The sequence below is a fragment of the Vreelandella sp. DA03-1M genome (assembly GCF_055725665.1).
In genome coordinates this window covers 1,543,605-1,563,942 of record NZ_CM146798.1, presented here as the reverse complement: position 1 = coordinate 1,563,942, position 20,338 = coordinate 1,543,605, and the positions used below count along the sequence as shown (strand labels likewise).

Annotated in this window: 16 protein-coding genes; 1 reads left to right on the top strand and 15 read right to left on the bottom strand. The window is 46.5% G+C overall.

The features are described from left to right. Nucleotides 1-7: 7 nt before the first annotated feature. The 4 genes from cysQ to ACXUPB_RS07170 all read right to left on the bottom strand — a co-directional run bounded on the left by cysQ (nt 8) and on the right by ACXUPB_RS07170 (nt 4,530). The gene (cysQ, locus tag ACXUPB_RS07185) at nt 8-775 is read right to left on the bottom strand and encodes a 3'(2'),5'-bisphosphate nucleotidase CysQ (protein ID WP_472956030.1); all 768 of its coding nucleotides are present in this window, start codon (nt 773-775) and stop codon (nt 8-10) included. 91 nt (nt 776-866) lie between these two features. Continuing rightward, the gene (gene cysN, locus ACXUPB_RS07180; RefSeq protein WP_035566760.1) at nt 867-2,771 is read right to left on the bottom strand and encodes a sulfate adenylyltransferase subunit CysN; all 1,905 of its coding nucleotides are present in this window, start codon (nt 2,769-2,771) and stop codon (nt 867-869) included. Beyond that, complete coding sequence (gene cysD / locus ACXUPB_RS07175; protein WP_179916201.1) at nt 2,771-3,673, bottom strand: sulfate adenylyltransferase subunit CysD; 903 nt, start codon at nt 3,671-3,673, stop codon at nt 2,771-2,773. Before cysD ends, cysN begins: the two co-directional genes overlap by 1 nt. 86 nt (nt 3,674-3,759) lie before the next feature. Further along, nucleotides 3,760-4,530, bottom strand: coding sequence for a helix-turn-helix domain-containing protein (locus tag ACXUPB_RS07170; protein WP_179916202.1), 771 nt, complete (start codon nt 4,528-4,530; stop codon nt 3,760-3,762). Nucleotides 4,531-4,670: 140 nt separating this feature from the next. Here ACXUPB_RS07170 and ACXUPB_RS07165 point away from each other — a divergent pair, with 140 nt between their 5' ends. After that, complete coding sequence (locus ACXUPB_RS07165; RefSeq protein ID WP_035566768.1) at nt 4,671-6,398, top strand: SLC13 family permease; 1,728 nt, start codon at nt 4,671-4,673, stop codon at nt 6,396-6,398. Between the two features lie 12 nt (nt 6,399-6,410). On the opposite strand, the gene ACXUPB_RS07160 is transcribed toward ACXUPB_RS07165, so the two are convergent. The 11 genes from ACXUPB_RS07160 to ACXUPB_RS07110 form a co-directional block, all read right to left on the bottom strand. Beyond that, nucleotides 6,411-7,265, bottom strand: a complete 855-nt coding sequence (locus tag ACXUPB_RS07160) for a sugar phosphate nucleotidyltransferase (protein ID WP_179916262.1) — start codon at nt 7,263-7,265, stop codon at nt 6,411-6,413. A gap of 31 nt (nt 7,266-7,296) precedes the next feature. Continuing rightward, entirely contained in the window at nt 7,297-8,973 is a 1,677-nt protein-coding gene (pgi, locus tag ACXUPB_RS07155; RefSeq protein WP_179916203.1) for a glucose-6-phosphate isomerase, read from the bottom strand. A gap of 173 nt (nt 8,974-9,146) precedes the next feature. Next, nucleotides 9,147-10,727 (bottom strand): phosphoglucomutase (alpha-D-glucose-1,6-bisphosphate-dependent), encoded by a 1,581-nt coding sequence (gene pgm, locus ACXUPB_RS07150; protein WP_035566772.1) that lies wholly within the window; start codon nt 10,725-10,727, stop codon nt 9,147-9,149. A gap of 47 nt (nt 10,728-10,774) precedes the next feature. Continuing rightward, nucleotides 10,775-11,770: a UDP-glucose 4-epimerase GalE gene (gene galE / locus ACXUPB_RS07145; RefSeq protein ID WP_281662163.1), complete on the bottom strand. Its 996-nt coding sequence runs from the start codon at nt 11,768-11,770 to the stop codon at nt 10,775-10,777. 47 nt (nt 11,771-11,817) lie between these two features. Next, entirely contained in the window at nt 11,818-13,959 is a 2,142-nt protein-coding gene (locus tag ACXUPB_RS07140) for a beta-1,6-N-acetylglucosaminyltransferase (RefSeq protein WP_350359592.1), read from the bottom strand. 2 nt (nt 13,960-13,961) lie between these two features. Then, nucleotides 13,962-14,969, bottom strand: a complete 1,008-nt coding sequence (locus tag ACXUPB_RS07135) for a glycosyltransferase family 2 protein (protein ID WP_350359591.1) — start codon at nt 14,967-14,969, stop codon at nt 13,962-13,964. 24 nt (nt 14,970-14,993) lie between these two features. Further along, nucleotides 14,994-16,115, bottom strand: a complete 1,122-nt coding sequence (locus ACXUPB_RS07130; protein ID WP_472956023.1) for a polysaccharide pyruvyl transferase family protein — start codon at nt 16,113-16,115, stop codon at nt 14,994-14,996. A 67-nt stretch (nt 16,116-16,182) separates the two neighbouring features. Next, the gene (locus tag ACXUPB_RS07125; RefSeq protein ID WP_472956021.1) at nt 16,183-17,217 is read right to left on the bottom strand and encodes a hypothetical protein; all 1,035 of its coding nucleotides are present in this window, start codon (nt 17,215-17,217) and stop codon (nt 16,183-16,185) included. 7 nt (nt 17,218-17,224) lie between these two features. Next, on the bottom strand, nt 17,225-18,025 hold the full coding sequence (locus ACXUPB_RS07120) for a beta-1,6-N-acetylglucosaminyltransferase (RefSeq protein ID WP_472956019.1): 801 nt from the start codon (nt 18,023-18,025) through the stop codon (nt 17,225-17,227). After that, the gene (locus tag ACXUPB_RS07115; protein ID WP_052703773.1) at nt 18,018-18,977 is read right to left on the bottom strand and encodes a glycosyltransferase; all 960 of its coding nucleotides are present in this window, start codon (nt 18,975-18,977) and stop codon (nt 18,018-18,020) included. The genes ACXUPB_RS07120 and ACXUPB_RS07115 overlap by 8 nt, the downstream gene beginning before the upstream one ends. A 213-nt stretch (nt 18,978-19,190) precedes the next feature. Then, nucleotides 19,191-20,294 carry a glycosyltransferase family protein gene (locus tag ACXUPB_RS07110; protein ID WP_246361974.1) on the bottom strand — a complete coding sequence of 368 codons (1,104 nt, stop codon included), beginning with the start codon at nt 20,292-20,294 and terminating at the stop codon, nt 19,191-19,193. Between the last annotated feature and the right edge of the window lie 44 nt (nt 20,295-20,338).

Genomic DNA, 20,338 nt, shown 5'->3' with positions numbered 1-20,338 from the left:
AGTTAGTTTAGTGCCCCCATACAATAAAATAGGGGTTGAGCTTTTCACTTGGAGTCGCATAACTTAGTGGCACGCTCTCCAACGTTTCTACACGCCCACCCGCCTGAATCACCACAGCGTGTGCAGCACCTGTATCCCAAAGACAAGTAGGTCCTAAACGTGGATAGACGTCGGCTTTACCTTCAGCGATCAAACACAGCTTGAGAGAACTACCCATCGGCAACATCTCATGCTCTCCTAGCTGCTCCAACCACTCGGCTAAGTCTGGGCTTGGATGTGAGCGACTTCCCACTACACGCCAGATAGTTTGTGGGTCAGGCTGACCTGCTACTTGAATGGCTTCTCGCTGGCCATCAGCATCGATTTTGAATGCTCCTATTCCTTCTGCCGCTACATACGCTATATCTAGCGCAGGCGCTGTAACAACACCTAACACTGGCTTCCCGTTCTCAATCAGCGCAATATTAACGGTAAATTCACCGTTACGCTTAATGAACTCTTTAGTGCCATCCAGTGGATCAACCAACCAATAACGGCCATCGCTATCCACGCCAGTAAAAGCTTCTGCGTCCTCTTCTGAAAGGATAGGAAGTTGAAGCGATAGAGATTCAAGTCCGCGCATAATAATCTCATGAGCAGCTTTATCGGCTTCAGTTAACGGGCTTTTATCCTCCTTCTCTTCCACGCTAAACTCACGAGCGTAGACCTTCATAATCGCACTACCCGCATTACGGGCAATCTGCTCAACATCGTTTAGCAAAGTTTGATCAATCATGTCCTCAATCCCTTATAAAAAGGCCACCAAGTGAAGGATGGTTCTCCGACACTTGGCAGCCAATATATGACAACAAATCGCGTGCGTTTATTTAACTAATCAAGCCCCGTTGACGCAGCGCATCAATCACCGTGTCGGCTGCTTCTTCAGCACTCATTTCTGATGTTTTAAGGTGAACATCGGGGGCTTCAGGCGTTTCATATACAGAGTCGATACCCGTGAAGTTCTTAAGCTCACCACGTCGCGCCTTTTTATAAAGGCCTTTAGGATCGCGCGCTTCAACAACACCAAGAGGAGCATCAACATAAATTTCGATAAACTCACCTTCGTCCAGCAAGTCACGCGCCATTTGGCGCTCACTGCGGAAAGGTGAAATAAACGCGGACATCACGATTAGCCCAGCATCAACCAACAACTTAGTGGTTTCAGCAACGCGGCGCACGTTCTCAACACGATCAGCATCGGTGAAGCCCAAGTCACGGTTTAAACCATGACGTACGTTATCCCCATCCAGCAGATAAGTATGCTGTCCGTTTGCAAACAGCTTCTTCTCTACAAGGTTAGCAATGGTAGATTTACCTGCCCCTGATAGCCCGGTAAACCATAGTACGGCCGGTTTCTGGCCCTTCGCTAACGCGCGCGCTTCTTTATCAATATCCACATGCTGCATATGAATATTTTGGCTGCGGCGCAAAGCAAAATGCAGCATACCAGCACCCACAGTGTTGTGGGTCATCCGGTCAATCAGGATAAAACCACCGGTATCCTGATTATCTTTATAGGCATCAAAAGCTACCGCACGATTCAGGCTCAGTGTACATATGCCGATACCATTTAAATCAAGCTGCTTACTGGCCATGTGTTCAAGGGTATTGACGTTAATCTGATACTTAATATCAGTAACGGTAGCCGACACCGTCTGAGTCCCCAGCTTCATTAAATAAGGACGACCTGCTAAAAGCGGTGACTCATGCATCCACACTAGAGTCGCTTCAAACTGGTCAGCAGTATGAGCGGGGTGATCCACGCCTGAAATAACATCGCCACGGGAGATATCAATCTCATCTTCCAATAACAGTGTCACTGACTGCCCTGCGACCGCCTCGTCCAAATCACCATCTATCGTGTATATACTTGCCACGGTACTGCTTTTACCCGATGGCTGAACACGAATCTCATCGCCGGGGCGAATCACTCCGCTAGCAACCATGCCACTAAAACCGCGGAAGTCGAGGTTAGGACGGTTAACCCACTGTACAGGCATACGGAAAGGGGAACGCTGAAGGTGTTCAGCATCTAGCTCAACCGTTTCCAGATAGCCCATGAGCGTGGTGCCGTGATACCAAGGCATCTTCGCGCTCTGCTCAATAACGTTATCACCCTTTAAAGCCGACATTGGTATGAAAGTGATATTTTCTAGACCAAGCTGCTTAGCAAACGCAATGTACTCCTCTTTGATCTCATCAAAGCGGGCTTTTGAGTAGTCCACTAAGTCCATCTTATTGATGGCAACAACCACGTGACGCATGCCCATTACTGACATCAAAAAGCTATGTCGACGAGTTTGCGTCAAAATACCGTAGCGCGCATCGACCATCAAAATAGCCGCGTCCGCCGTCGAAGCTCCCGTCACCATATTACGGGTGTATTGCTCGTGCCCTGGGGTATCCGCTACGATGAACTTCCGCTTCTCAGTAGAGAAAAAACGGTACGCCACATCAATGGTGATACCCTGTTCACGCTCAGCAGCCAAGCCATCTACGAGCAGCGCGAAATCCATATCGCCGCCCTGAGTGCCGTATTTCTTGGAATCTGCTTCAATCGCCGCTAACTGGTCTTCGAATAGCAGCTTTGACTCAAACAATAAGCGACCAATAAGCGTACTTTTACCATCATCTACGCTTCCACAGGTAATAAAGCGTAGCAGCCCTTTATGCTCATGAGCTTTCAGGTAACCTTCAATATCGTCGGCAATTAGGTCAGATGAGTGAGACATTAAAAATACCCCTCTTGCTTTTTCTTCTCCATGGATGCCGCGCTATCGTTATCAATTACCCGGCCCTGACGTTCCGACGTCTTGGTCAACAGCATTTCTTGAATAATTGCCGGCAAGGTATCAGCTTCGGATTCGATAGCCCCCGTCAGCGGATAGCAACCCAAGGTACGGAAACGTACTTTACGCATCATAGGCACTTCACCAGGCTCTAACGGCATACGCTCGTCATCCACCATAATGAGCGCACCATCACGCTCTACTACTGGACGCTCGGCTGAATAGTAAAGCGGCACAATAGGAATGTTCTGGAGGTAAATGTACTGCCAAATATCCAGCTCGGTCCAGTTGGAGATCGGAAAAACGCGAATCGATTCTTTGGCATGTTTACGTGTGTTGTAAAGCTTCCACAACTCTGGGCGTTGATTCTTCGGATCCCAACGGTGCTGAGCTGTGCGAAATGAAAAAATGCGCTCTTTGGCACGCGACTTCTCTTCATCGCGACGAGCACCACCAAAGGCCGCGTCGAATCCGTATTTATCCAACGCCTGCTTCAAGCCTTCAGTTTTCATCACATCAGTGTGAATAGCCGAGCCGTGGGTAAACGGATTAATATCTTTTTCGATACCTTCCGGGTTGATATGCACCAGCAGATCCATGCCAATATCTTCCGCCATGTGGTCACGGAATTCGTACATAGCACGGAACTTCCAGCGCGTATCTACATGCAGGAGCGGAAACGGTGGCGGAGCAGGAGCGAACGCTTTACGCGCTAAGTGCAGCATAACCGCTGAATCTTTCCCAACGGAATAAAGCATTACCGGGTTTTCAGTCTCGGCAACCACTTCGCGCATAATCTGAATGCTTTCTGCTTCCAGACGCTGTAGATGGGTAAGTGATGTCATCATCTGTCCCAATGTTGTTTAAAAATTTGTTCTCAAGAAGCCATAGCGGCACTGTCTTAAAAACCCATGGTAAAAGTGCTGAGTGTTTAAGCTGTTATTGCCAAGTTTCTCGGCACTGGTACTAGCCAAAACGCAGGCTGCTCTGCTAGCCATTGTTTAACTTCAGGACTTACCTCAAGCAACGCCCCATGAAACACCACCACCCCGGGACCCTGCCGGCTCAACGCTTTAAATAAAGACACATAGTCGGCTGCTACCGGCGGTCGTTCAAAACAACGCATCAGTAACCGACCACGAACTCCATGCAAATAAAATTGATATACCGACCGAGAGGGATGTGCGATTCGCCGTACACCAACTTGCCAACGCTGGGTAGCCTCTTTGGTCTTAGAAAATAGCGGCTCTACGGACTGACGATACCACCGCCCCTGCTGTGAACGTTGCTTTGCAAAACGCACCAACGGCCAAGGCTCATGTTTTAGTCCTTCGCTTTCCCACCAGTGCTCTATCGCACGCTGTGTCAGCTCAAGATTGTGATTTTCTTTTAACCAATCAGCCAACCCGGCACTGCTCCAGGCAGGCGCGTCATCAGGAGGTGCTTGGTTAAGTACCTGCCAAAGCACCTCCTGAAAAGAAGCATCGAGTACATTCGCCTGCCCCTTCAACCTCCCGCGTGTTTTGACTGGCACTGCCGCCCACCCGCCCTCACGAAAAGCTTTCCACGCAGCCGACACAGTGGGCGCAGAAAGCCCTGTTTGTTGAGTAACTTTCAAGACAGTATGCCCATCTAAACGCAACCGAACCGCTTGTTTTCGGCGCTCATTCAACGATCCAGGCGATAAATGTTTTGCATTCAAAATTTATCATAACCTTTTGTTTTAAAACAAATTAAAGGCAAAATAAAATACTATTTTTATCAATCATTAGACACCATCATATAAGCCTGCGTAAAATCCATCAAGTACACAACGTCTTTACTGGTTCATAAGGACCCACCATGACCCCCTGGACTGTACTCGTATCGATTATTGCCTTACTTGCGTTACTCATTAGTGGCAAGGTAAAACCGGCCATTGCCTTTGTTACGCTAGCAGGTATTTTTCTAGTGCTAGGCTTTGTAGATACCAACACGCTACTCATGCAGTTTTCCAATCCAGCGCTTGCAACATTACTGCTGCTGCTGCTCGTTTCGCTTGCACTAGAGCGCTCACCTTTACTGGACTGGCTTTCTCGGCACTTATTGAGCGGCCACCCTCGTCTCGCCACCGCGCGACTGATGGGAAGTACCGCCATCCTCTCTGCGTTTTTGAATAACACCGCCGTGGTGGCTGCTTTTTTAGGCGCGGTTTCACGCCAACAACGCATCGCACCTTCGCGGCTGTTAATTCCACTCTCCTATGCTTCGATATTAGGCGGCATCACAACGTTAGTAGGCACCTCCACTAACTTAGTGGTTAACTCTTTCAATGTTAGTGCCAGCGGTACTGAGTTGAGCATGTTTCAATTTAGCCTAGTCGGCATACCCGTTGCTTTAATTTCTCTATGTGTGCTGATGTGGCGCGCCAATTCATTACCACACCACCGGTTGGAAGATACCAATGAGAAGCTTGCCTACTTCTTAGCCGCTGACCTTGATCCCAGCTCACCGATGATCGGTAAAAGCATTGAAGATAACGGTCTACGCAGTTTAGAGGGACTCTATTTACTAGAAATTGAACGCCAAGGAAGGCTTATAAGCCCCGTCGCTCCAGACGAGCTGCTGCAGGCTAATGACATGCTGGTCTTCACCGGTGAAACAGGCAAGGTACAGGCCTTACAGCGCTTTCCAGGGTTACAGCTATTCGGACATCAAGCTGACAACCTACTCGCGACAAACCTCGTGGAAGTCGTTATTTCTCATGAATCAGAGCTTCCCGGAAAAACACTGCAGGATGTGGATTTCCGCAGCATGTTCAGTGCAGGCGTGGTGGGCATACGACGAGGGGAAAAACGCCTGGAAGGGCAACTAGGGAAAATCCCGCTCCGCGTTGGTGACTGCTTACTACTGGCCGTAAGTGCTGATTTTCGGCAGCACCGCAATCTAGACCGCAACTTCCACTTGCTCAGTGGCAGCTTCACACGGCCGCGGCTGAGCAACAAAGAGAGCTTATTCACGGTAGGCGGATTCGCTGCGGTTATCATCTTTGCCACCGCCAATTTACTGCCCTTATTTCATGGGCTGTTGATGCTTTTAGGCGGGCTACTCGTCATGAAAGTCATCAGTTTCGCGGAACTACGCCGCCGTTTCCCGTTTGAGTTATGGCTAATCATTGGCTCAGCATTAGCGATTGCCCAAGCACTTGAAAATTCCGGCGCCGCAGGCCTGCTAGTGACCGGCATGCAGGCTTTATTCAGTGGCTATGGTATCTACGCCGCTTTTATAGGGTGCTATTTATTAACGCTGCTGTTGACAGAAACAGTCACAAACAACGCCGCTGCCGCCCTGGCCTTCCCCATCGCCTGGAGCACTGCCCAAGCGTTTGGAGCGGACCCACTCCCCTTTGTAATGGCGGTAGCCTATGGCGCCAGCGCGTGCTTTTTGATTCCCTTTGGCTATCAAACTCACCTGATGGTGTACTCACCAGGACGCTATCAAGTGGCTGACTTCCTCAAAATTGGGCTGCCTGTCAGTATCACCTACTCTGCTGCCGTGTTGATCATCACGCCACTCGTGTTCCCATTTTAGTAAGTAAAACGCTTAAACCTTATAGCCAGCTTCTCGCGCCAGCATGGTATTGGCTTTTAGCCACCCATCAATGTGCCCGCAGTCAAAAGTACGACCCAACATCCGAAAGGCCTCCACGGATCCACCTTCTTGCATTAAGCTATCGATAGCATCAGTAAGTTGGACTTCGCCTCCAGCACCTGGAGGTAAGCCATCCAACAGCTGCATAATGCGATAAGGCAATACGTAACGGCCTATCACCGAAAGACGCGAGGGAGCATCTTCAGGCTTTGGCTTTTCTACCACACCACGCATAGCAGCACTCTCACCAGGGGCTGGCTCATCACAGTCTACAATACCGTAACGATACACCTCCTCATGGGGAACAGCTTCCACCATAATTTGCGCCACCTGCTTAGCATTCCAACGTTCAACCATGCTGCCTAAATCGCATGTACTACAGGAAATTTGAGGCTTCACCAGTACGTCCGGCAAAATAACCGCAAACGGCTCATCCTTATCCAGCAGGTAAGCGGCACAAAAAATCGCATGACCTAAGCCTTTTGCGCTCGGCTGGCGAACACTGGTTACCTTTAATTTTTTAGGGGAAATAGACGAAAGGATTTGCAACTGGGCATCCTTGCCCTTGCTGGCCAGCGAGTGCTCAAGCTCAAAATGCGCATCAAAATGATCTTCAATGGCCGATTTTCCTGCTCGAGTCACCAAAATAATTTCATTGATACCCGCTGCCAACGCCTCCTCTACTACGTGTTGTATCAATGGCCGATCAACAACGGGTACCATCTCTTTCGGAATGGCCTTACTAATCGGCAACAAACGAGTACCAAACCCGGCTACGGGTATAATTGCTTTGCGTACCTGCATCACGAATGGCTTCCTTTTCAAAATACATTTTAAGCTACCCTGCTTTTTTCCAATCATTCAATTTAGCCAAAAGTTGAGTAGTGCTGGGATCTTCTACATTCTCCTGCTCAACAGATTTATCAGCAAGCGTTTGATAAAGACTGGTCGCTAACTGTTTACCGAGCTCTACACCAGGTTGGTCAAAAGGATTCAAGTTCCATAAAACTGATTGAACAAACACCTTATGCTCATAGAGCGCTAATAGTGCACCAATTGACCAAGGATCTAGCTGCTTCAATAGTAGGAAGGAATTAGGGTGATTACCACGATAACCTTGCGCAATTTGTCCCTTGAGCGCTACGGGAATAGCCTCATCCCCTAACGCAAAAAGCTGTGCTTGTGCCAAGCAATTTGCTAGTGTTAGCTGCTCTTGAGAGGCTAACGACTCTTGTACTTTATCAGGCGCATTCACTTCACGCGTAGCCACAGCGACAAAGTCTGCGCTCACCGTATGCCCCCCCTGATGCAACAGTTGATAAAAAGCATGCTGCGCATTGGGCCCAACGTCCCCCCACATAATGGGGCATGTAGCATGATTAACGGAACGACCATCTAAGCCAATCTTTTTCCCGTTAGACTCCATTTCTAGTTGCTGTAAATAAGCAGACAGGCTTTTTAGACGACCATCGTAGGGTAAGACCACATGCGTAGGAATATTAAGGAACTGACAATTCCAAGCGCCGACTAATGCCAACAAAGCAGGTAAATTAGTGGCCAATGGCGTGTCTATAAAGTGGCGATCCATTGCATGAGCGCCATCTAATAATGCATCAAAACATTCCGTACCCAGCTGCATAGCGACACTAATACCAATAGGCGACCAAAGTGAAAAGCGCCCTCCTATCCACTCCTTAAATACCAACTGATGAGACTCAGGAATACCAAAGGTGGTCATCTTTTCAGGCTTGGAAGAAACACCGATCAACTGGTAGCGACAGATAGTAGCCTCGTCTACCTCAAGTGCACTGCTTAGCCAAGCCAACACGGTACGCGCATTAAAGTGTGTATCGGCCGTAGTGAACGACTTTGAAGCAAGCACGATAAGGGTAGTCGCTGGATTCAAACGCTCCATTAAAGGCAGAATCTGCGACCCATCCATCGTTGAAACATAATGCACGCCCACCTTCGTACTACTAGGAAGATCGGCTAATGACTCACTGATCAGTTTTGGCCCCAAATCAGAACCTCCAACACCAATATGCACTATATTGGTGATTGTTTGACCGGTGGCCCCAAACCATTCGCCTGCATGAACACGCTTAACCATTTTAGCCATACGCGCCCGCTGCTGCTGGCAAAAAGCAGCAGCGTACTCCATTCCTGCTGGAGGGGTCGCCGTTTCAGGCCACCTTGCGGCCATGTGCAAAGCGGCACGCTGCTCGGAAGGGTTAACCATCTCCCCAGCGAAGAATGCTTGACGCCTGGCTTCAATACCGCAACTGCGCGCCCATTCAATCAATAGTGCTATTGTTTTTTGGGTAAGCCGTTGCTTGCTGAAGTCAACATGAAGCGAGCCAAAGGTAAACGCCAGTGCTTTAGCACGTTGCTTCGCCGTTGGGCCATTGCCAATGAGGTCGCGTAGAGACTGAGCCTGCAGCCTCATGGCGTGAACTGCTAGTTCATTGGCAGGCGTGTAAAGACGTTGGTTTACCGCTGATAGTGGGGCATCCATGGTGTCTTCCTTAATAGACTAAATAAACAGATAACTACTCATTTTATGAAGCAAGCGATGAGCCATTTCCACCCTCTCAACATTTAATCTTATGTTTTACAACGTGATGACAAAAAAGGCAGAAGCCCAAATAAATTTTAAGCTCCTGCCATAATCGAAGACTAATAAGACTTTTATCCTCTCAAAACACCGGAAAGTAGCCGGGCAGCACTTTCAATTAGCTCATCTAAATGCTGAGGGCCTTTGAAGCTTTCCGCATATATTTTATAAAGCGATTCGGTACCGCTAGGCCGGGCGGCAAACCAACCATTATCGGTCGTTACTTTAAGACCACCAATGGAGGCATCATTGCCAGGCGCTTTTACCAACACCGCCGTAATAGGATCACCCGCTAGCATCGTCTCTGTGACACTTTCAGCACTTAACTGCTTGAACGCTGCTTTTTCCTCAGGCGTACAAGCAGTATCTACTCGCTTATAGAAAGGCTCGCCGAAACGCTCAGTCAGCGAACGGTAATACTCACTAGGCGTTTTCCCCGTTACCGCAGTGATCTCTGCCGCTAACAAGCACAACGCGATACCATCTTTGTCTGTCGACCAAGGTTTACCATCACGAGTAAGCAAGCTAGCCCCTGCGCTCTCCTCCCCACCAAACGCTAACCACCCTTCGTGCAGCCCATCAACAAACCATTTAAAGCCCACGGGTACCTCATAAAGCTCCCGCCCATGAGAGGCGACCACTCGGTCAATCATTGAAGAAGAGACTAATGTTTTACCTACTTTTAGCGACTCCGCCCATTCAGGTCGATGCCCCATAAGGTAATCCACACACACCGCCAAAAAATGGTTAGGGTTCATCAAACCATTAGCATCAACAATGCCATGCCGATCAGCATCAGGGTCATTACCAAAGGCGATATCGAAACGGTCTTTAATTTCAAGCAGGTTGGCCATTGCCGCCGCGCTAGAGCAATCCATTCGAATTTTGCCGTCATGATCTGGCGGCATAAATGCAAAATTGACGTCCAAAGTGGTATTAACCACTTCTAAGTTCAGGCCATAATGTTCGGCTATCGCCTGCCAAACAGGCAAAGCAGTCCCCCCCATAGGATCCACACCCAGAGTCAGGTTAGCTTTTTTAATCGCAGTTATATCGACGACAGACCCTAATTGAGCGACATAATGTGAGGTAAAGTCATACTCCTGTGCGTAGTCGAGCATATTTTCAACGGGCACAGGGGAGATATCGCTTAACCGGCGCAATAGATAGGCATTCGCACGTTGTTCAATCCATTCCGTCGCGCCTGTATCAGCAGGGCCGCCATGGTGAGGATTATATTTAATCCCGCCATCTTCTGGCGGGTTATGGGAAGGCGTGATGATCAAACCGTCTGACAAGGAGGCGCCTAGCATAGCGTTATGCTGCAAAATCGCTCGGCTCACTAACGGAGTAGCGGTATAGCCATGATTTTTTTCAATCATTACAGGCACTTTATTCGCAGCTAACACCTGTAATGCGCACTGCCACGCGGGTCTGGAAAGCGCATGCGTATCAAATGCCAAAAAAAGGGGCCCCTGATAATCCACTTCTCGGCGATAGTCGACCACAGCTTGAGTAATGGCGATAATATGTCCCGCATTAAACGTTCGCTCTGTCGCACGCCCTCGATGACCAGACGTACCGAACGCGACGCGTTCCTTTATAACGCTTACATCCGGCTGCTCACTAAAAAATGCCTCAACTATATCGCTCATCACACCCGCCCTTTTCGCTTAAAGATATTGTCAAAACTATCGCTTTCCTAGTCTAATTTAGCCAATTTTTTTTCCCATGCCCATGCATGTTGGATAATAGTGTCCAACGCCGAGAAGTTGGGATACCAACCAAGCACCTTTCGCACAAGGGCTGAATCTGCGACCAGTGTTGCCGGGTCTCCTGAGCGCCGCTCCCCCTCAAGCACCACGATATCCCGGCCATCGTCTGCCACCACACGCCTAACCGCATCGATCACCTGCTGCACAGAAAATCCCGCTCCATTGCCCAAATTATAAGCATTCGCCCCTATAATTTGTTTATTCAACAGTGCCTTTAAGGCAAGAGCATGAGCAGAGCATAAATCTTCAATATGGATATAATCGCGGACACAGGTACCATCCTCTGTCGCATAATCACGGCCAAAAACGGTAACAGCCTCACGCCGACCTGAAGCCGCTTGTAGAATAATAGGAATTAAATGTGTTTCAGGATCATGACATTCACCAATCTCACCACCAGGGTCCCCACCACAAGCATTGAAATAGCGTAACGACACGGAATTAAGTCCATAGGCAGCGGCATAGTCGCTTAAGATGCGTTCAACCATCAGCTTAGACATACCATATGGATTGATCGGCTGCTGTGGATGAGCTTCATCAATAGGCAGATAATGAGGCTCACCAAAAGTAGCCGCTGTCGACGAAAAAATGAACTGCTTCACACCGTGGCGCACCATGACATCAAGCAAATTTAGCGTATTAGCCACATTATTGCGATAATATTTACTTGGGTGCTGCACAGACTCTCCCACCAAACTGCAGGCAGCAAAATGCATGACACCATCAAACTCATATTGATTAAATAAATTTTCCAGCAAGACAATATCGGCTAAATCACCGACCACCAACTCGCCGTAACACGCCAATTCACGGAAACCACTGGTTAAGTTATCCAGTACAACAACATTATGCCCCTCTAAACTAAGTTGCTTCACCATATGTGAACCAATATAGCCAGCGCCTCCAACAATTAATAAATTCACGATTCACCTATTAATTTCAGTATAAAAAATAAAACATCTAATAAATATTAAGAAGCAGAGAACTTAATCGGATCACCAGCTAACGGAGCATTAACTTTTAAGGGTGAAAATTGTAAGAAGCTATACAGTTCCTCCTCAATCCAACGCTGCTCAAAGGGAGGGACTGCCGCATAACTGCAGCGCCTATCACGCATTAACACATCCAAGCGCCGGAACGCATGGCCACTAGCGGCCCGTTGATAAACCTGCTGGGCACCACGGAGGGTAAACGTCAGCTGACTGGCACTTTTATCCTGTACTTTTTCATCCTCTAAAGCCACCACCATTAGATTCCGTTTCCAACGCAAGGTATCAAGGTAGCCAATGGAAGAAACATTTAAAGCGAATGCCAACACTCCTTGATTCACTTTAGCATTCAAGTGGGATAAATCAGCAAGGTAATAGTGCCAATCTAAAGAGTTATCGTCTTGGGAGGCAACTGAGAATGGGTCATGGTAAAGCTCTGAACCAAGCTTATCTTTTAAAAATTCTTGAACGCCCTCTAAGGCATGCTCTTCATCATAGACAAATACAACTATTTTTGAGTAAATAGATTTTAAAAAATCCCAATGATTATGCTCAGCTGAAAGCAACGCTGGCCAACGGACTTTGGCTTGATAAAAGCGCAGAAAGCTATTGAAGGAACGAGAAGTCGTGTATTTACCATCAAGGGAAGCAACAAGCTCTCCCACTAATGGTAGTGACAAACGACTCAATTCACAGTTTCTATTTTGCAAAAGATGAAGAACTTTACTTTTTAAATAAAGATCTTCCATAAGCGCTTTATTAATAGGTGCAACACGACTTCGGTCTATCATTATTACATGACAGTCACTGTTCCAGCGCAGTATTTCCAAATATCTTAAAGCATTATCGCCAAGGGAGAAAATAATTGTTTTACCAGGATTCTGAAAAGCAATATCCCCTAACTGCTGGTGCCACTGATGCTGCATTAACGTTACCGCATCGGGCTCAGCTATCAAACCATGCCGATGACTATAACCAGCACCGACCTCCGTATTATCAAATAAGTCTCCATATACCACGGTGTGCTGGAGTTTATTTAATTCTAGCAAAGCTTGGTATTTGGTTTCGGGCTCAGATCCGATTAATATCAACATCGGGTTAGGGATAGATTTTACATAGTCATAGGGGTTTTCATAGCTGGAATCAAGACTATGCCAACGATGCTGCTCAATTCCCCTCAACATTGCAGAGCGTTCTTCCAAGTAGAGACGTTCGGCTTCAGCACCTTCAAGCAAATTAGCAAACTCACTAATGTCAAGTGGCGCAATCCTAGCTAAGCGATCACGAAGCTGGTGAGCGCGATAACTGACCTTACGAACGAAAAAGCGATTTTCGCCTAATAACTCGGGATAGTCATCATCATAATAAACCCTTGGAACCCCCCAGTTATTAAACTTATAGCGAGTGATTAATTCATCACTAATTTGCTCATTGGGTATGAGATTAGCCACCATGGTTTGAAAAAAAAGCTCATCGGGCACCCAAGTGCGCCGATAAAATTTCTTCAATGCCGGATGACTGCGATAAAGATCAAGAACGCTAAATACAGTACTTCGCCGTAAGCACCACCACTGCGACCCCATATGAGCCGTATGATTCAGCGGTATCGCACGCTTTATTTTCAGCTTGCGCTGTAACTTAAGCGACCAATCAAACCAAAATGTTTGGTAACGCCAGTTAAAAAAATGGTACTTCGACCAACGCTGTTTCTGAAGCCCTGCGGTCACCCATTTATTTTTTTCCGCATTGACAGCTTCAATGTGATCCTGGCCACTTTCCGCTAAAAAGTGTTCAAGCAACTGTATCGGTTTAACCGGCATACACGAGCCAGAAATCAGCATAAAATAATCGCTGTCCACATCGTGCTGTTGAATGGCAGCCATACAATTAAGGGTAGCCTGCACAATAGACCACTCACCCCACACCACTTTTACACGCTCAGCAAAATAAATATTGCCGGGCAGTTGATCGTAGCCCCAATCTGCCACAGCAGCTGATAAATCGCCCCCACTAGAGGCATCATGGTGCACAAACACGTTACTACCAGCGCTCAGTAGCGACCCTAATAAATCTTTAAGCTGTTCTGGCTTCTCATGTGCGAGCAAAACGAATGACACTTTCACTATTACCAACCTCCTAAATTTATTAGCCCGCGTTTAGCCAGATCTTTCCATCCTTTAAAAGGTACCGATACATTCTGATCATAGAGTATATCTTTCTGATCAATCACAGCGCCATACTGCTTATATTCAGCAGAATCGTTATAATGCTGCTTAGCAATCATTTCCTGCTTTACTTTATCATTTAACTGACTAATGAATTTAAAATGCAGCAGCGCCCCCGTTACCATACGTTCATCTATGCAGCGATTTAAGCGACGTGGCAACATCATGTGCATAGAGGAAATATAGACATAGTTCCATTTCCATTTAACAAGAGGTACTTTATTCAATGCTGGCGAACTAGCTGGTTGTTGTTTAGAAAACACTCGACGCCTAACGCCACCCTGCACATACAAATTTCGATAATTTCCATTGTACTGTTTTGAATAGCCATAACCATCGAAATAAGGGCAGGCGTTTAGTGGGTCTGACCCTTCTTCATAGAAAGTTTCAGCAACAGCTTTATCGCTGTACATATCAAGCATGATAGTAAAAAATGAGTCCTGTTTTATAGCCTCCAAATACTGAGTAAGATCTCGCAGATCGCGCGTTTCCATATGCGGATAAACAAAAAATTCATCAGGATCACAAGTAAAGCACCAGTGCCCACGGCCATAACGGAAAAGCAAATTATTAAGCCAGTGCATTCCAAAATTGGAGTCTTTATAGCTGCCCTCAGTATAATAGTGGGTAACATCCGGCTGTTCAGCCAATAGCGCAGCGGTATTGTCAGTAGAACCATTATCGGCAATAAAAAAATGATCAACGCCAAGACGACGGTAATAATCTAAAAAGAAGACAAGCCGGTGCCCTTCATTTTTCATTGTTGAGAATAGAAGAATACTTTTTGTGGAATAACTAGCACTCCCTTTTTTAACTCGTGTCAGACTTTTTCCGCAGGAATAGGCTGCACGAGCATAGGGGTAAATTTCACTTAACCAACTCCATTGCTTTTTAAAAATCTTAAACATGATCGCCCCGACAGTTACTAAAATTTATGGCAAATAAAGTGATTGGCAGAAACCTAATTTCTGCTCATGCAAGCATACGTCTTGCTGAGCAATATATGCTTCCTTTTCAGTCACAACAGGGGGCGAAAACTGAGCAAAATCAGTAAACTTCATGTCAGATCCACGGTCAACAATCGACTGATGCTTCACGTTATAATACTTGCTATCTTTTGAGTAGATACCATTAACACCCGCTCTAGCCAGTATAAAGTGCACATGGAAGCGAGCACATATAGCGAAATCATCAGGACCGACGTTAATTTTTTTATAGAGCGAATCTTTAATTACTAGCTTTTGGGCGGCTGGAATTTTCTTTTTAACAATGTCAAAAACCTCATTATCCTGCCAAGGGTAGCTTTCGAAAAACAAAACCTCATCAAACGTAGCAGAAAATGCCTGCAAATTATCCCAATACTCTGAAGTAACTTTATTCAAATTATACGCAAGAAAAGAAAGATAGAGCCTCTTTTTTGAATTATCCTTTTTGACAATATCGGTAATGGCATACAAATAGCAATCATCCAAACCATTAACAAAATGACCGTTAGTAAATTTACTCTTAAGCCATCTAAAATTGTCAACATCGCGTAGTTCGAAAGCATGATAATGTGCAAAGATGTTATTTAGCAGCTCTAGCTGTTCTTTCTTTGGCTCTGGTGCAGGGCCAAAACCGATCCCTGTAGCGACTATTTTTTTTCCGTATTTTTCTTTTAAAGAAGCAAGAAAGCCGATGTAAAAGCCCTTCTCAGGATCATAATTATTCAAATACCCCCCACCGTGAAGGTGAACTATGTCAGCTTCAAAAAACGGTTTAAGATCATATTGGTGATACTTCTCGACGCCACCATTATCGATAAAATGGTAGCCCCGAAGCACCTGTTCCCAAAAACCTATTTCAGAGAAGCTTTTGGCCACTTTAACCAAGTCATCTTTAAATTTAATATTTCTTGTTTCACCGTGTAGTTTCTTTTCTTTATCCGCTATATTTTCATATAACGTAACCGTTGACCCAGGTAGATGCTCTTTGAAAAAGTCTATCCAACCTTTAACAATCAACTCATCACCGTAATTGGGCGCACCGGCACCACCGATAAGAACAATATTCAAAACTTAACTCCCAACATGAAATCCAAAATACTTTTAAAAGCCGCATCCCAAAAGAGACTGCTTTACTTCATTCTAGCACTTTAATCAGACTTCTATACTCTAGTATTTTTAATCTAACAGCCTTTATGTCGGGTCGATTGCCGTGTATTATCTTTAAGAATTTGATAGAGTCAACCAAGTCAGTCTTGGACAAAATATCTGCAATAGACATTGCCATTTCCACATCCGCATTAGACAATCTTTCAGACGTTTTTCCTTTTGAAAAGAGAGAGTTGCAATGGCGCAAAAAAACCTTGGCTCTTCTATCCGTTAAATACTTATTCTCGTCACTCAGCATCCAATCATAGTAACGCTTAATTTTTCTTTTCCTACGCGCAAGCTCATGAAACTTCTCTATATCAATTGAATTTTCAATAAATGAATCAACAAGCCAATTAAGCATCTTCATCTCATGAAGATACGTTGCTATCGAGTGGCCAAGGCCAGGTACCTTTAGTTTTTCAAGGGTCGAATATCTTATAGCATGTTTTTTATCGAGCTCGTAGAGCGGGTCATAAACTACATACCCACAAGCATTCGTGTCTGCTCCATCAGCGAACTCTCCCTTCCAATCAAAGTGAAAAGAGCTGAGTGCCCTTTTCGCTTCATAATCCCATGATGCTATTTCTTTGTTTCGCGTCGAGATTGGATTTAGCAACAGCAACCGATCGACACCAAGTACATTGGAAAATGCTGAAGCAGCATATCCTCCCATACTGCCGCCATACGCTAGCCTTTCTTTAAAATCAGGCAGTTTTTTCGCAAGTTCTTTAAGACATTTAAAAAAAACAGCATCCCTATAATAATTATAACTTCCTTTAATATTGGTAAACCCAATCACATTCAAGCCTTTCTTTTTTAAATAATCATACCCCCACGGAGATACTTCATTCATCACGTCTTCTCTTGTCACACTATGCCCAGCACCTGCAAAAGCAAAAACTAATGCCTTACTGATATCATAAATATAAATTTTTACATAAATGTCTCCAAACAAGAAAACCTTGTCCTCACATCTATCAAAGTTAGCCATTTCAATTTTTCGTTTGCTAAATAAAATCATTTGACTCTTACTTTAATTTTCTTAAAAAGAAGAAACCAGGATAGGAACCTGAAACCGTCGAGAAGGTAGCAGCCTCACCTGTACTTGAAAAAGTATAATACGTTAATGGCTTACTTAAATTCTTAAATTCTTTTTTATAAATAAATGTTTGTAAAAAACATTCATCAGGTATCCATACCCATTTAAAGAAAGAGCGATAGATGGGCTCTTGCTCCAGTACATACGCTACAGCTTCCTGTGTTAGGCACCACCACTGGCTGCCAAAACGGATAGTTAGGTCTTGAGGCACTTTTCGCTTCAGCCCCAGCCATTTTTGCACTTTATATGTCCAACGATGTAGGCGTGGGTAATTCCGCTTATTGAGAAAGTGGCGATACAGGTAGCGATCCTCTCGGATCCCCCCTTTTATCCAGCGGCTATCTTCGCATTCAATAAAATTCGTACCCTTATTTGCTACCAAATAGCTTTTCAGGGCACTGAGCGACTGCGTGGGGTAACAGCACTCACTCATTAGGTAATAATAATCGGTTTTACAGGTTGACTGGGCATGGCGGAGCATTCGCAACGTGGCATCTACCAGGCTCCATTGCCCCCAACCACAGTACGCCCGCTGCGGTAAAACATAGCAGCGCGCTTGCGAATGGTACCGTTCACATAGCCACTGATAGGGCGCCTCACCCGATTTTTTATCAAAGTGAATAATCACCCGCCCACTAAGATCCTGCGCCAACAGCTGATCAACCAAGCGCGCCACCCGTTCGGTGCTGTTGTGTGCTAGGACTAAATAGGTAAGCGAAACATCAACCATGAGTCGCTTCATCCAACAGAACGGCGGGCGAAATAGTAGGAGGCCGGCGTTCAACAGGTAATTGATTGGTCATCACCTGCTGTAAGCGTTTAAAGTTTTGCTTATGACGATAGTAACCAAACCCTTTACGCTTGGGGTGCCATAAGTGTACTAGCGTACATCCTGCTTGGCGGCACTGCTCGCCATATAACGCGAAGTAGGCACGAAAACCACGGTACTCTGTGACAGTGCCGCTGCCCATATTGCGCTCATACTCTGGTGGCTTTTCAGCGATGGGAAAACGGCATGCTAGCCGGTGAAGTAGCTCGAAATCTTCTGCGCCGTGGCCTTTGAACCCCTCATCGTGGCCACCGATACTCAGCAAGTCTTTGCGGTTCATGACAATGCATGAACTGCCCTGAACCAGGAACTGCAAACTTTCCAAAGGTAACTGACGCCGATCACGGAAACACCACGCTTCCTGATGGCGTTTAAATGCCTGCATAAAATGTACCGTTGCAGCTTCCGTAAGAAAGGCCACGGGTACACAAAAAAAGTTTTCAGGCTTAGCGGCCAACTGCTGCGTTTTAATATGCCGTAGAAGACGTTGATAGACAGAAGGTGCCGCCAGAAAATCCACATCATGAAACAACACGACGGGCGCTGCCGCTGCCCGTGCCCCCGCATTGCGTGCGCGGGCTAGCGAAAAGCGGCGAAAGCGGGTAGCAAGGGAAACAAGCTTAAAGCGGCGAGTATGGCCACCCGAATGGTGCTGCCACTCCTCGACCAAATGGGTGAGCCACTGCTTAACAGCCTGAGGGCTGCCATCATCGACGATGATCACCTCATAGCCCTCAGGCAGCGTTTCCACTAGCTGAATTAAACGCACCATTTCAGGCTGCCGAACCGCTTTAGCGCGCAGCGGTATAATAATTGCTGCATCGAAACAGCTGTTACGTTGCAACTCAACCATAAAACCCTCTGGGCCTAACTGTATTCAAATTGCACACCTGTAAACCAGTATTCACAGCATCGTTACCACCACTGAGAACACATGTTACCCAGATTGTTCAGCCAGCACCCTAATAAACGCAACAAAGACTAAGAATGCCTCGAAATTGTGCGCAGATCGCGCACATCATTGTAGGCAACTTCGAGGATAAGCTCTAGAGAAACGTGGTTATACTTAGGAACCCGTACTCGGTGAGTGAGAAATGGCGGTACTACGTGCTAGCCAGAAGGAGAGTGCATGCTGATGGTGACCGATGGCAGCGGCTTTTTTAGCCGCCGCCCTTGCCATGGCTAAGGTCGCCTCTGGGTCATCAAGCAACACCTGCATACAGTGTAGCCAGTCGGCGGGATCGTCATCCGCTAATAGGCCATCTACGCCGTGCTCTATGATTTCATCGTAAGGGTAACGATTGCTAAAAATGCCCACCCCTCCCATCGCCGCAATATCCAAAAACTTAATATAAGATTTCCCGCGGTTAAACGCAGTGGGTAGCAGCGGTGCCAAGCCTATATGTATTCGCCGCTGACGCTGATATTCATGAAAGGCTTTCCACGGCAGTGGGGCTGGCGTAACACAGCGGTGCAATAGTTTGAGCGCTTCGGGCGTGTGCTCACCCAACATCACCTCGAACATGACATCCTCGCGCTGGTCATGCAGTTGGATAATAGCGGGAGCAATTTGCGCTAAATCAGCCACGTGTGAGCGAGTACCATGAAAGCCCACTTGCCAGGGTCTGGTTTCGTTAGGCGGCTCCTTAAAATGGAGCAAAGGTGGCAGAGGGGCAAGCAACGGCGGGGGCAAAACAGAGACATGAGCATGCTTAAGTCTTAACGTTTCCGCTAACTGCTGACTGGGCGTCACAACCTCATCGGCGAGTGCGATCATCGAAGGCTGTAGCTTGGCCACACGCCTCATGCGCCGACGATAAGCGATCGGCAAGGTGGTATCATTACTAGCCGCTTCTATATTATCGTCGATTAAATAAATAATCCGCCCGATGATAGCCTTATGCTGAAACAACCAGTGTAACCAAGCGCGGGGCAGAGAACGGCATATAAGCACGTTGGCGCCTTCAAACAAGCTGGGCAACTCAGCAGAGCGCCACCAAGGGCACCAGTTTCGCCGCGTATCAATTTCTTTGACATACATCCCCTGATTTCTCAGTACCGGCGCTACCGAGACTAAAAAATAAATATCCTCTGTTGGACGAACACGGTCCACCAGCATAATCCATCGGCCCTGCTGCGTTCCCTGCTGTTCTTGATCATATTCAATCAATACACTGGCCCTTTATTTATCCTTTTTACACTCAAGCAGTATGA

Excerpts from the sequence above, each read along its gene's own strand:
- ACXUPB_RS07125 (WP_472956021.1), bottom strand. The coding sequence starts at position 17,217 with ATGATTTTATTTAGCAAACGAAAAATTGAAATGGCTAACTTTGATAGA.
- cysN (WP_035566760.1), bottom strand. The coding sequence starts at position 2,771 with ATGTCTCACTCATCTGACCTAATTGCCGACGATATTGAAGGTTACCTG.
- ACXUPB_RS07115 (WP_052703773.1), bottom strand. The coding sequence starts at position 18,977 with ATGGTTGAGTTGCAACGTAACAGCTGTTTCGATGCAGCAATTATTATA.
- pgm (WP_035566772.1), bottom strand. The coding sequence starts at position 10,727 with ATGAGCGATATAGTTGAGGCATTTTTTAGTGAGCAGCCGGATGTAAGC.
- cysD (WP_179916201.1), bottom strand. The coding sequence starts at position 3,673 with ATGACATCACTTACCCATCTACAGCGTCTGGAAGCAGAAAGCATTCAG.
- ACXUPB_RS07120 (WP_472956019.1), bottom strand. The coding sequence starts at position 18,025 with ATGGTTGATGTTTCGCTTACCTATTTAGTCCTAGCACACAACAGCACC.
- ACXUPB_RS07165 (WP_035566768.1), top strand. The coding sequence starts at position 4,671 with ATGACCCCCTGGACTGTACTCGTATCGATTATTGCCTTACTTGCGTTA.
- cysQ (WP_472956030.1), bottom strand. The coding sequence starts at position 775 with ATGATTGATCAAACTTTGCTAAACGATGTTGAGCAGATTGCCCGTAAT.
- ACXUPB_RS07135 (WP_350359591.1), bottom strand. The coding sequence starts at position 14,969 with ATGTTTAAGATTTTTAAAAAGCAATGGAGTTGGTTAAGTGAAATTTAC.
- pgi (WP_179916203.1), bottom strand. The coding sequence starts at position 8,973 with ATGGATGCCCCACTATCAGCGGTAAACCAACGTCTTTACACGCCTGCC.